The organism is Pseudoalteromonas sp. Hal040 (assembly GCF_037162425.1).
Taxonomy (GTDB): Bacteria; Pseudomonadota; Gammaproteobacteria; order Enterobacterales; family Alteromonadaceae; genus Pseudoalteromonas; species Pseudoalteromonas gelatinilytica.
The window spans coordinates 948,693-962,175 of the sequence record NZ_JARLUU010000001.1 but is presented as its reverse complement, the minus strand read 5'-3'; the positions used below and the strand labels follow the sequence as shown (position 1 = coordinate 962,175).

At 43.4% G+C, this 13,483-nt stretch carries 9 protein-coding genes; 4 read left to right on the top strand and 5 right to left on the bottom strand.

What is annotated here, in order from left to right; genetic code table 11:
- Positions 1-26: 26 nt before the first annotated feature.
- Positions 27-1,025, bottom strand: coding sequence for a helix-turn-helix domain-containing protein (locus tag P4S60_RS04315; RefSeq protein ID WP_337115131.1), 999 nt, complete (start codon positions 1,023-1,025; stop codon positions 27-29).
- Positions 1,009-1,926: a GGDEF domain-containing protein gene (locus tag P4S60_RS04310; RefSeq protein WP_337115130.1), complete on the bottom strand. Its 918-nt coding sequence runs from the start codon at positions 1,924-1,926 to the stop codon at positions 1,009-1,011. Before P4S60_RS04310 ends, P4S60_RS04315 begins: the two co-directional genes overlap by 17 nt.
- 284 nt (positions 1,927-2,210) lie before the next feature.
- Here P4S60_RS04310 and P4S60_RS04305 point away from each other — a divergent pair, with 284 nt between their 5' ends.
- Positions 2,211-4,511: a TonB-dependent receptor plug domain-containing protein gene (locus P4S60_RS04305; RefSeq protein ID WP_337115129.1), complete on the top strand. Its 2,301-nt coding sequence runs from the start codon at positions 2,211-2,213 to the stop codon at positions 4,509-4,511.
- Positions 4,512-4,569: 58 nt separating this feature from the next.
- On the top strand, positions 4,570-6,510 hold the full coding sequence (locus P4S60_RS04300; protein ID WP_337115128.1) for a phytase: 1,941 nt from the start codon (positions 4,570-4,572) through the stop codon (positions 6,508-6,510).
- A 58-nt stretch (positions 6,511-6,568) separates the two neighbouring features.
- On the opposite strand, the gene P4S60_RS04295 is transcribed toward P4S60_RS04300, so the two are convergent.
- The 3 genes from P4S60_RS04295 to P4S60_RS04285 form a co-directional block, all read right to left on the bottom strand.
- Positions 6,569-8,155, bottom strand: coding sequence for an L-lactate permease (locus P4S60_RS04295; protein ID WP_337115127.1), 1,587 nt, complete (start codon positions 8,153-8,155; stop codon positions 6,569-6,571).
- Positions 8,156-8,248: 93 nt separating this feature from the next.
- The gene (locus P4S60_RS04290) at positions 8,249-8,833 is read right to left on the bottom strand and encodes a YqaA family protein (protein ID WP_337115126.1); all 585 of its coding nucleotides are present in this window, start codon (positions 8,831-8,833) and stop codon (positions 8,249-8,251) included.
- Positions 8,834-8,892: 59 nt separating this feature from the next.
- Entirely contained in the window at positions 8,893-9,801 is a 909-nt protein-coding gene (locus tag P4S60_RS04285; RefSeq protein ID WP_337115125.1) for a GGDEF domain-containing protein, read from the bottom strand.
- A gap of 235 nt (positions 9,802-10,036) precedes the next feature.
- Between P4S60_RS04285 and P4S60_RS04280 the strand changes: the two genes are divergently transcribed.
- Both P4S60_RS04280 and P4S60_RS04275 read left to right on the top strand, forming a co-directional pair.
- Positions 10,037-11,269, top strand: a complete 1,233-nt coding sequence (locus P4S60_RS04280; RefSeq protein ID WP_337116821.1) for a TMEM143 family protein — start codon at positions 10,037-10,039, stop codon at positions 11,267-11,269.
- A 141-nt stretch (positions 11,270-11,410) separates the two neighbouring features.
- A complete protein-coding gene (locus tag P4S60_RS04275; protein WP_337115124.1) occupies positions 11,411-13,450 on the top strand; it encodes a S9 family peptidase in 2,040 nt (679 codons plus the stop codon).
- Positions 13,451-13,483: the final 33 nt, after the last annotated feature.

Below are 13,483 nucleotides of genomic sequence, written 5' to 3'. Positions count from 1 at the left end.
GCTCTTAGCAATAAGATCGGGCTCTCTTACCCCTTTAATTGACTTGGCGTAAGCCCGGTCCAGCGTTTAAACGCTCGTCTGAAATTAGCAATATCATAAAATGATAAGCGCATGGCGACTTGCTCATTGCATTGCTCGCGCATGGCAAGTAAGTAAATCGCTTTGCGCTTACTTTGCTCATCATACAAGGTAGAAAACCGCACGCCATGAGCTTTTAGTTTACGCTTGAAGGTTGCAGGGCTCATGGCAAATTGGCTGGCTACTTGGTCTAAATTTAAGGCCGGAGTTTGATAGATTAATCGGCTTACAGCTTCCACAAAAGTGCTATTTGCTGAATTTAATGCCGCCAGTTGCGAGTTAATTTGTGAGAACCTAAAACTACTAAACGCGGGGTTAGTGAGCCTAAGCGCGTGTTTATTCAATACCCAACGGGTTATAGGCTTTTCAAAAGCGACTTTAAGGCCCAAGTGTTGTTCGTATTCTTGACTATGTCTGGCGCGTTTATAGGCAAACTCAAACTGACAAGGGACTCGCTCACCTGCCACTTTTTTTAGAACTTGGTAAAACGCGGCGCTGTAAATTTCCATTACGTACTGGCTTATTTCATCATCCAAGCCCACAGCATTTTGCAGCACAATGTAATACTGCTCGTTATGCACATAACTGTAACTAAATAACAAAGGTGCCAGTTGCATGCGCAAATTGTGTAACTGCTTTAAAGCTTGGCCGATGTGCGCTGCATGAAACACGCCTTGGGCGGCAACAGAGGTATCGTTCGCCAGCTGACTGCCTAATAAAAAGCCGCTGTCGGCAGATTTCATCAATTGCTTAAACTGCGTCAATAAGCGTACTTGCTGCGAAATACTAAACTGATGCTGCACACTCATTAAGTCTTGCTCAAACACCCCAGTGCCTCTGAGTAACTTATGCAGTGCAATGCCGCGGCTTAAGGCCAGCTCCACCAGCGTGGTGATCAGCCCCTGTGCGGTTAGGTATTTATCATCTTGGTTAAGATACGGCTTCACAATGGCTGACTCTTTGTTGTTTTTGTTGTTGTAACTTAGCGTGTAAACGCGTGCTTAAACTTTGTGGTGTATCGCCTTGCATACTACCCACTAAGGCCGCTGTTACATCTTGAAACTTTGCGTGTTTTTCGCCTTCGACCTTAAAAGCACAATGGCTCAGCGCAGAGGTAATTTGCGCCACCAGCTCTTTCGCTTGTACTGCGGTAGTGTTTGGCATTAGCACCATAAAGCAGTCTCCTGCATAGCGGCACACGACATCGCTAAGGCGGCAATTCATCAATAAAAGTTCGCTTACTTCACCCAGTAAGCGGTCGCCTTCGATAAAACCAAATTCAGCGTTAAAATCAGCAAAACCACGAATATCAATGGCGGCCAGTTGCAGAGGCTGTGGCTCACATAATTGATCTTTTAGCACTGCTTGTAAGTAATCAGCCTTATACAGCCCTGTTATTGAGCACACTAATTCATGCTCACGATGCTGTGCTTCACGGCGCTTTAACTGCCTGTTAAGTACGTATTGCTCTTGATGCCACTGATACAGCCCAAGGCTTGTGAAAATCATGCCAATCGGCGCAGGCAATGATTCAATCCAAGTAAGCCACGTGTTGGTTGGTTGATGTAACCACTCATCAAATAAATCAAGGGAAGCTGAAAACATAAAAAGCCCAAGCCCAAGCACTAAAAAGCTGGTAACTTTGCCGGGCGGCCTCGAAATAAGCAGCGCAGCTATCCAAGTCAGGGTCATTAGCACAATGCCCCCCTCGCCTAAAATATCTAACCATGCGATGTCAGCAAGAGGCTTTAACTCTCCTGCTTGCGCGCTTAGCAAAAAGGCAATCACAAACAAAGCAATAACGGCATTAGTTAAAAATCGATGATGAGTAAAAGGGTTATATCGCATTCTCAGTCCCTAACAATAATTCACGCTGCCATGCTAACTCGTTAGCGTTTAAAGCAGCAGGGTCATATTAGCTCAATGATGTGACAGCAAAACGACAGTCACACCTTGTTAAACCCTTTAAGTACTGTATTTACCTTAAAAAGATGGGGTTATTGCAGCTCAAAAGCACATTTAAAACCCGCTAATCACTTGTTTTTACTGGCTGTTAGCGATTTTCTGTCACATTTGCGTCATTTAAGCTGCGTACTTTGCTCGTCAAACCAAGGACAACCAGGAGCAACCCCATGAAACAATTTAAAACGAAGGCGTTAGTAAGCGCCCTCGCCTTATGCCAATTTGCCGCTTACGCACAAGACGAACAAAACAGCGATGAGAAAAAAGTAAAAGTCTCTGAAGAGCTTGTCGTCTATGGCGAGATTGGTTATCGCAACCGCTCACAAGAGCTGGCACCGACGCTTGAATACTCACAAGAATACTTTCAACGTTTTGAACCACTTACTGCTGGTGATGCATTAAAACGCGTACCGAGTGTGACGTTTTTATCGGATGTTTTAGAGTCTGATGGCGCGCGTATGCGTGGCTTAAGCCCGGCTTACACAAAGGTCCTTATTAACGGTGAAGAAGTACCAGGTGCAGGCGCAGACCGCTCATTCTTTGTTGACCGTATTCCTGCTGAGCTAATTGAGCGTGTAGAAATTATTCGTGCTTCAAGTGCAAACCGCTCTGCCGATGCCATTGCCGGTACGCTAAACATTGTATTGCGTGACGGTTACAGCCTAGATGGTGGTTACCTTCGTGCGGGTGGCCTGCGTTATGATGATGGCGAATTAAAAGAAAGCTTTGCCGGTGTTTACGGCACTGAGTTTGCTGGTGGCCGTTTATTACTTGGCGCTAACTTACAAGGCCGTTATAACCCAAAACAAAAATCAAGCCTACGCTATGGCGACAGCCCAGAGAATAACGCCAATTACAAAACCGAAGAATTCGATAACCGTGAAGACCAAACAGACACCCGCGATGGTGACGACACCTCACTAAATGCCAGCTACGAAATAGCCTTTGATAATGGCAGCAAGTTTGATATCAGCGCAATTTGGGTTGATACCGACCGAACTGAAGATGAGCGTTCATTCGAATATGACGACCCAACAGCAATCAATAATTCAATTGTTGAAGGCGGTAATCTTGAAACCGACAACGCCAATGTGTCTTACATTGATCAAACCAACTACAACATCAACTCGGGTTATGAGTTACCCCTTTTTGGTGGCACCAGTAAATTCAAGCTTGGTTATGCAAGCTTTGAAGAGTCTGTTTACGAGCAAGAAGTAGAAATCGATACCTCTGAGCTACCTATGGTGTTTGAGGAAGAAGAAGAAACCGTAGACCTTGATGACAAAGAATGGTCATTACAATGGCAACATAGCTTGTTTGCAGGCGAGAACAAAACGATTCAATTCGGTGCCTTTGTGCAAGGTAAAGAGCGCGATACTGCGGTTTATCAAGCCGAAGGTGAAAGCGAACAAAGCTTTACAAGCTGGGATCAGTTTAGCCAAACACCAATGTCACTGGCAGGCTTTAACAACGAATTTGAAGCAGCCGCTGGTGGCGTAAATAAACTCGAAGAAGACCGCCTAGATGTATTTGCACTAGTGAAGCACGAAGACCAAGACTTCTCGTGGGAGCTGGGTGTGCGCTACGAAACAACCGACTCAACTATTACAGACAAAGCAGAAGGTGTGAGCGCTAAAAACGATTATGACTTCTTCTTACCATCAGCACATTTACGCTACAACGTCTCTGAAAACGGCCGTGTTAGTGCCTCGGTTGCACGTAGCTTACGTCGCCCTGACTTTGACTACATCACCCCAGCTCTACTTGAAAAAGAATTAGGCGATAACGACTTTTTAGGTAACCCAGACTTACAACCAGAATCATCGTGGGGTATGGACTTAGGTTATGAATATCGCTTAGGTAAGAGTGGCGTCGTTGGACTCAACGTGTTCTATCGTGATGTCACTGACCTTATCGAAATAGCTAATACAGGCCAACAAGGCTCAGAAGGTGATGGTACTTACATATTGCAACCGCGTAACACAGGTGATGGCAATGTAAAAGGTATCGAGCTTGATTTATCAACGCCGCTAAGCGCCATTAGTATGCCAAACACCGGGGTATTCTTTAATTACTCATGGCTTGATTCAGAAGTAGATGACACTTTCGGTAGCCGTAAATTCAACGACCAATCTGACTACGTATTTAACATTGGTTTTATTCAAGACCTACCTGATTTAGGCGCTTCGTTCGGTGCAACTTACCGTAAACAAGGTGATGCGTATGGCCGTATCGTAGGTGAAGAAGTGACCACACACTACGGCGCAGACCTTGAAGTATTCGTAGAAAAACGCTGGCAAGACGTCACGCTTCGTTTAGTAGGCTCAAACCTACTTGATGCAAGCAAAGACGAAACCTTTAACAAATTCGACACGGTTGATGACCAAATCAACCGCGACTTTGACGAGTATGAATTGGAGTCTGAAGAAGCAGGCCCTGTTATTCAGTTAATGCTGCGCTACGCGTTTTAATACACATAAGAGTTATTAAGGCAGCGCATTGCTGCCTTGTTGTATATTTGGGGATCCCATGAATTTTAAAAAACCACTTAATCTTGTTGCCAGTGCAGTGATACTAAGCACCCTAACAGCGTGTAGCCAAACAACGGCAACCGAGGCACCTAGTAAAAACCAATTAACAGCCTTTGGCACAACTGAAAATATGCAAGGCTCACAAGCAGCAGCCGTTGCTGATGACGCTTGGCTCTTAAGTTCACAAAGCCAAGGTCTGCAACTTATTGACGCCACTGGTAAACAGCACGCATTACAAAAAGGTAATTTCGAAGCGCTATCTGTTAAGGCGATCAACACAAACAGCTACCTTGTTGCTAGCATCGACAACGAAGCCGACCAAGCGGTGATTTTTAGCTTACAAAAAGCAGCTAAATGGCAGCTAACTGAAATTAGCCGTATCAGCCCACCAAAAGCAAAGCCTGAGGCAGTGTGCTTATTTGCCAACCCGACCACTCAGGCTGTGTCGGCATTTGTGGCAGATGCTCGTGGTCTTATCCGCGAAACACTGGTGTTTGATATGGCAAACAAACGCGCGTTAAACCTTGAATTACGTGAGTTTGCCGGCGTAAGCGAAACATCAGGCTGTGCGGTTGATGATATCAGTAAAACCCTTTACTTAAGCGAAGGCGAAGTGGGCATTTGGCAAATTAACGCCGACGCTGAATCGCGCGCTGATAAAAAGCCCCTTGCTATGATGTCGCCATTTGGCAGCTTAGCGCTTGAAGTTGGTGGCTTAAGCACAACAGAAGATGGCAGCTTATGGTTTACCACTTCTGAAGATAACCAATTACATCGCTACGAAAATAACACAAAGCGTTTTAGTAGCTGGCAATTTGCAGGAGAACTAGCTATTGAATCTGGCGCAGTGCGCTTTAACAATAATCAAGCTGATATTGTGCTATACGATGATGAATCAGGTCATTACCTCAAAGGTCAAATCGAGGGGCAAGTTAAAGCACAAGCCAAGCAACAAAATAGCGCTAAAACAGCGGCTGTTACTTATATCAATGCACAAGCGCAAACCGATGCGGTACGTGCTTTTGGTGATGCCGCCGATGACCCTGCTATTTGGGTAAACCCTCACAATGCAGCAAAAAGCTTGATCTTAGGTACCGATAAACGCCGTGGTTTAATGGTGTATAACCTTGCTGGCAAAGAGCTACAAGCGCTAGAAACAGGCCGTTTAAATAATGTTGATGTGCGCCAACATGCAAGTATTAACAACGCAAGCAATACGTGGATCACCGCAAGTAATCGTACTCATAACAGTATCAGTGTTTACAGCGTCGATACTCACAATCAAGTGCAACATCTTGCTGAGCTGCCAACGACTCTAAACGAAATTTACGGTATGTGTATGTACTCATCAAACACAGGCAACTATGTGTTTATGAATGATAAATCAGGCCTATTTCAGCAATACAAACTAACTGGTAATAATGAGAGCGTATCAGCACAACTAGTACGCGAATTTAGTGTTCCGAGCCAACCAGAAGGTTGCAGTGCAGATGATAAAACCGCACAGCTATTTTTAGGTGAAGAGGACGAAGGTATTTGGTTTATTGGCGCTGAGCCAACAGCTGGAAATAAACCTGTAATGCTGCAAACTGTGAACGATTTACTCGTTGATGATGTAGAAGGCATGGAAATCTACCACGCAAAAGATGCCCGCTATTTAGTGGTTTCTAGCCAAGGTGATTACAGCTATGTGCTTTATAAAATTATTGATGGCAATACCCCTAGCCTTGAGTTTACGGGTAAGTTTGCAATCAGCAATAACCTTGAGTTAGCAATAGATGGCGTATCAGAAACCGATGGCCTAACGGTAACACCGGCTGCACTACCGGGCTACCCTGAAGGGGTGTTAATTGTGCAAGATGGTTACAACCGAATGCCACAAGCACCACAAAACTTTAAGATTATTGACTGGCGCGAAGTAAAAAAAGCCATTCAATAAATTACTCCGTAAAGGTGCTTGGTTTACCTGGGCACCTTTTTTATCTGCACATGTTTAATCAGTAAAATAGATAACTAAAACATCCTACAATTGCACCGTAAATCAGCATAGGCAAAAAGGTTTTCTTAAGCACGGGCCCTTCTTGATTATTCACTCCAACAATACTGGCTACAGCAATAATATTGCTAATGCAGATCATATTCCCCATCGCCGCCCCCGTTGATTGCAATGCAAGCACTAAGGTTTCTGATAAGCCCACTTGCTGTGCAATACCATATTGAATACCGCCAAAGGTAAGATTAGACACGGTTGCCGAACCTGAAAAGAAAGTGCCGAGTGCCCCCAAATACGAGGCAAATAACACCCAGTGCTCACCGCTTAAATCAGCAAAGGTGCTCGCCATATAAAATATGGGCGCATTATGGCCGCCTTGCATTAAAACATTCACCATCACCAGCGCCCCGATTAAAGCGATACATGGCATAGCGATACGGCCTAAGGTATCGGAGCACATTTGCTTTACTTGTGGCTTGCTCATTTTAAGTAACGGCACACAGATCAACACCACCAATACAAACGGGATCAACGCTGGTACAAACAAGGTTTTATACGACCATCCCACTGAGGTGCCAAATATCTCATGTAAAGATAAAATCAGCGCTTTGCTTAATTCAAATTGTGCAAAGCCCAAATGAATACTCAACCAGAGCGTTTCGTCATTAAGCAATGCTTTAATACCCAACTGATGAATACGGGTTATGACCAGCACAACAATCAAAAGTAATAACGGGAATAATGCTAAAAATAGCGCTTTGGGTGTGATTTTAAAGTCACTTTTCGAGCTTTGCATATTTGTAGCTGATTTATCTAAACCCACTCCCCGACTTGCTAAATAAATAGTGACTAAAAGCCCCACTGCACCACCTATCAACGATGGAAATTCATAATTCCACTGGGCAAACAACCAATAAGGCAAGACACATGAAAACACACTTAAATAAATGAATACGCTATTTTGACGCACCTTTTTTAGTGGCAGCACAAGGCACAGCGCAATCATAGGAATAACCAAAGCAGCAACAACATGACACAGCGCCGTCCATCTTGAGATAGCCAACACTTGCCCATCATCTAATTGTAGCGCCGAAAAGCCAAACCATGTTGGTGTGCCTACAGCACCAAAAGATACGGGAACCGAGTTTAAAATAAGAGTGAAAATAATCACTTTAAAAGGCGAGAAACCAAGCCCGACCAAAATAGGCGCGACGATGGCCGCAGGCGTGCCAAACCCCGATGCACCTTCGAGCATAAATGCAAATGCCCAACCTATGATCATCAACTGGGCAACCTGATTACTGCTAATAGATTCGAGCCAGTGTTTAATCGTGGTTTCTGCCCCAGATATTGCCAACATGCGGTTAAGTAAAATAGCCCCTGCAATAATCGAAATGGGGGTCATGACTGACAACACACCAGCAAACGAATTAGCAAGCAACAGCCTTAAATCAGCTTGAAAGTAAAACAGTTGCAATAAGGCTGCGAGTAGCGCTGTTATGGGTAAGGCAATATAAGAAGCAATGGGGCTGCGTTTTACCATCATCCAGATCAGCACCAAAATAGGCAGTGCAGCCACTAGGGTATTCATGGGTCATCCTGTTGTTTTATTTAGCGCTTTCCTTATTTCAAAGTATAGACAGAATAACCATAATCAGTATTTTTTATTTGTTAAATGAGTGTATTAAATGAGTGTACTGAGCCACCAAAGTAATAGTACTATCACAGAAATAGCCACTAAGGCCTTGGATTTGTGCTTTTGAATAATTCGCTCAGCCTGATTACCTGCGTAATAAACAACGGCAGCAAGGGCAAAGTACCGAATTGAGCGAGCAATGACCGTAGCCAGCAAAAAGAGAAAAATTGAATACTTAGTTGCCCCAGCGGCCAGCATGGCAATTTGAAATGGAATAGGCACAATACCGAGCGTCAATACAAACCAAAAGCCTTGTGCTTGCATGTTTTGTTTAACTTGCTCGAATTGCTCAGGGTTTGAGAAGGTATTAATCACCCAATCGCCCACTACATCAAACAGATAATAGCCCAGGGCATAACCAAAAATAGCACCGATAATACAGCCAATGGTCGCCATTAATGCAATTAACCAGAGCTTTTCGCGGCGTGCTTGCATTAACGGAATAAGCACAGCTTCAAGGGGAATGGGCACGATGGTTGACTCTAAAAATGATGCCACCGTAATCGATTTAAGCATATGTTTAGAGTCGATAAACTGCCGTGTTTTTTGCTTTATCTTTTTAGCAATTGCCATTGTTCATCCCTTGGAGTTTTGTTGCGCTTTAGGTTACATCAAAAATCCTTAACCGTCCCTTACGGTTTGTGAATATAACGGCTACGACCTTGGTTTTTGGCCAAATAAAGCGCTTGGTCGGCACGTTTCATGGTGTTGCTAAATGTCTCTGTGGCACGCTTAACCGCCGAACCAACACTCACGCTGAGCGTTTTACTTGGTGTCACCATCACATTATTGGCAAGGCTCAGCAGTTGCTCACAGGTAGCACGTAACTCATCAGCGTCGTCGGTGGCTACATACAGTGCAAACTCTTCACCGCCGATTCGTGCAAATAAAATGCTTTCATCTAACGCTTGATGGCATTGATATACAAAATCTATCAATACCTGATCGCCAACATCATGGCCATATTCATCATTAATCGCTTTAAAATGATCAATATCTGCAATCACTATACTGTGCGGCTTATTTTGGTTTTGCTGCACATAATGATAAAAATAACGACGATTGTACGCCTTTGTTAATACATCTGTTTTTAGCTCTTCTTCAAGCTGCTCGCGGGTTTTCGCTAAATCAGTCAGGGCAAGATAAAGACCAAACCCCGTTACTAGCATCCCTAAAGTGCGGGTAATATCTTCGATATAAATACCAACCCAAATTGGTTGAAATACCAGCTCGTCTAAAAAATCAAAAGTCAGCCCAACGCTCCAAAGGAAGATACCCACACTTAAAAATAAGTAACTGCGCTTAGCAACCACTGAGGTTTGCACAAAGGCAAAAATACAAATCAAAATAAGCAAATTGATGGCATCACTTAGCACACCATTTAAGTAGATATCATTTTCGAGTCGATTAAAGTAATACAGATAGGTGATCACTATCAGCAACAAAAAGACAATAAAAAAACTAATAAAGAACTGCTTTATTATGAGTGGCACTGAGTTTAACTCAGCCTTTATTTCTGGAGGAGAAGACTGTTTATTCATAACTAATCACGACAACATACTGCAATGACTTAAACATTAGCAAAGCAAATTTAAAAGTGCATGATAAAGCCGTTTTAAAGGGCAAAAACCAGCGTTTTTACTGGAGTAAAAAGTCTAAAAATAAGCCGTTTTAGTCAGTAAAAAAGTCTAAGTTCATGCTATTTGCCACTAACGGTCGCAATTCTGCTGTGTTTTTTTATCATCGCTGACAATTTAAATGACACAGCAAGAATCAATGAGCGACGCACGATTTATTCCATTTCGAAAACACGACATCATCAACCTTTGCCAAGCCTATTTAGGTGAACCGCAATCAGGTTCGTTTTTGGAGTTTGCTACACTTTTGCAAAGCGTGACCCATTATCAATATCACGAGCTTCTGGAGTCATTAAAAAACAACTATGCGCCATTTGATCCAAATAGCGACACCTGCACTCTAACACCGATTACTAACGAGCAACGTGCCAGCTACCAGTCGGCCTTTGCAAAAGACTTTGCCACCGTACTCAATGCTGCCAATTTTGAAACCATTACCAATCAAGACTTACAAGATGCGCTCAATGAAGAGTCTTTATTTAAAGTGCGTTTAGCCGTTGAGTTTGATGACTTTGCAGAAGTGGTCTTTTACCGTCGCGGCGAATCGCAAAAAACCGAGACACTACGCAGCTTTTGGGGCCTTAAGAAAAAGCAGATTCAATTTACTAACTATGATCGCGTTGCCATTTTCATCCGCTTTAAAGACGAGCAGTACTTTTTAGAAAAAGGCAAAATGCCAGTGGGCTTTGAGCCAAACTCTACCATCGTCAAATTATTCCAGAATGTGCCAAAAGCCGATTTAGAAATGCTGTTTCCGAATAGCGAAGTAAAAATGCGTCCAATAGATAAACTGATTATTGGTTCATCAGCACTGATTGGTGGTGCTGTGGTATTGGTAACTAAATTAGGCGCATCAATTTTACTCCTGATTGCCATGCTTGCCTTTTGGGGTGGTTGGCGCAGTGAAGAAGTGCACATGAGTCAGCAGCACTTTATTACCTTTGCAATTGGCATGGGGGTGTTTGGCAGCTTTATTTTTAAAGAATGGAGCAAGTTTAAAAATCGTAAAATTCGCTTTATGAAAGCACTGGCCGACAACTTATATTTTAAAAACCTCGATAACAATGCGGGGGTTTTTCACACTCTCGTTGATGCAGCTGAAGAAGAAGATGTTAAAGAGGCGCTGCTCGCCTACACCTTTTTACTAAAAAGCGAGTCTGCGATGACTGCACAGCAATTAGATAGTCAAATTGAACAGTGGTTTAACGAGCAACATAATTGCCAGCTCGACTTTGAAATTGATGATGCTTTAGACAAACTCATCAAGCTTGAGCTAGTTAATCAGCAAAATGATCTTTATTCGGCGGTTGATTTAGCTAAGGCCAAACAGCGCTTAGATAGTCGTTGGGATGACTATTTTAAGTTTGCCTAAGCCTTTAAAATCAGGTACTAGCCAGCATAAATCGAGTTTGAGTCAATTTAACTCTCGTTACGGCTTTTTGGTCTCAATGTGCTTGCGCAGTAAATGGTCTGCTTTTAGGATAAAATTTTACGGCTAAAAAAAGACCATTCCATGCAATTAAAAAAAACAATCCTTATTGGAGCTAGTTTGCTGTGCGCAGCAACGACTGCTCAGGTATATGCTAGCGACAAGTTTGTCTCTGAAGATATTTTTCAACTTGAATACGCAGGCGACCCACAAATAAGCCCAGACGGTAAAAAAATCGTTTATGTTCGCGACGGCTACGACATCATGAAAGATGGCAACAAACGTAGCTTTTGGCTGTACGATTTAAAGTCTGGTCAACACACGCCACTGTTTTCTGATGAGCATAACTACAGTCAACCAACCTGGTCTCCAGATAGCCAAAAAATTGCCTTTACCAGCAACTCAAGCGGCTCAAATCAGCTTCACGTTTATTGGTTAGCGCAAGACAAACAAGCACTTTTAACGCAACTACCAAAATCAGTCGGCAACTTAACGTGGTCGAATGACTCAGAGCAAATTGCCTTTACGATGAGTATTCCTGAAGGTAAATCTGCGTTCGCAAAATCTGTAAAGCTGCCAAAAAAACCAAAAGGTGCTGAGTGGTCAAAACCTGTTAAGGTTATTGAGAAAGCGCGTTATCAAGCTGATGGTGCAGGTTTCTTAGAACCTTCATATCGTCACGTTTTCGTTATCCCCGTTTCGGGTGGCACGCCGCGTCAGCTAACCTCAGGTGATTTCCAGCACTATGGCCCACTGGCTTGGAACGCGAACAATAGCAAGCTTGCTTTCTCTGCTGATCGCAATACTGATTGGGAATACCGTACAACAGAGTCTGATCTTTATGAAATCAATGTAAAATCAGGTGAGCTTACGCAACTAACTGATTTACCAGGTAGAGAAAGTAACCCGCATTACGCTAAAGACGGTGATGAACTTGCCTTCATTGCTCGTGATAACGCCCCTGTGCCTTATATCAACTCAACCTTGTCGTTACTTGATCTAGATAACAAATCAGTCAAGCATATTACTGAAAAGCTAGACCGCTCTGTGGCTGATTATAAATGGTCAGGCGATGGCGACTTTGTTATTCAATACGATGATTTTGGTAAGCGTAAGCTCGCTAAAGTAACAAGCCGCGGTAAGGTCACTGATTTAACTGATACCGTGTCGGGCACTTCTATTGGTCGCCCATATGTCAGTGGTAGTTTTAGTATGGCCAATAATGGCGCGATTGCTTACACCACAGGCAGTGAATACCGCCCAGCTGATTTAGGCTACCTATACAAGGGTAAAAGTAAAACACTGACTTCATTAAATGAAGATGTATTAGGCCATAAAAAGCTTGGTAAAGTGCACGAGCTGAATGTTAAGTCGCAGTTTGACGGCCAAGCCATTCAAGGTTGGTACATCACGCCGCCTGATTTTGATGAAAACAAGCAATACCCATTAATGGTTGAAATTCACGGTGGCCCACACCTAGCCTATGGCCCAAGCTTTACTGCTGAATTACAACGTTATGCAACCGAAGGTTATGTGGTTGTGTATGTGAATTACCGTGGTTCAACAAGTTACGGTAAAGACTTTGCATTACTGCTAGATGGTAAATACAGCTCTGAAGAAGACTTTGCTGATCATAACTCAGCGGTTGATGCGATGATTGCTAAAGGCTTTATCGATAAAGATAACTTGTTTATTGCTGGTGGTTCAGCAGGTGGTATTGCAACGGCTTATGCGGTTGGTTTAACAAACCGCTTCAACGCTGCAGCAATTACCAAGCCGGTGATCAACTGGTTAAGTAAAACACTGACTGCCGACAGCTACATTGGTCAAATTCGTAACCAGTTCCCTGGTATGCCATGGGATAATGTTGAGCACTACTGGAAACGTTCGCCGCTTTCATTAGTGGGTAACGTAACCACGCCATCATTGATCATGACAGGTGAAGAAGACCGCCGTACGCCGATTTCAGAATCAGAGCAGTTCTATCAAGCATTAAAACTGCAAAAAGTCGATACAGTGCTTATTCGCGTACCGGGCTCACCACATGGTATTGCGGGTCGTCCATCACGTATGATTTCGAAAATTGAATACACGCTTGCGTGGTTCAAACAATATCAGAAGTAATGAATTAAGCAGGATTGAGGCACTCACTCCTGC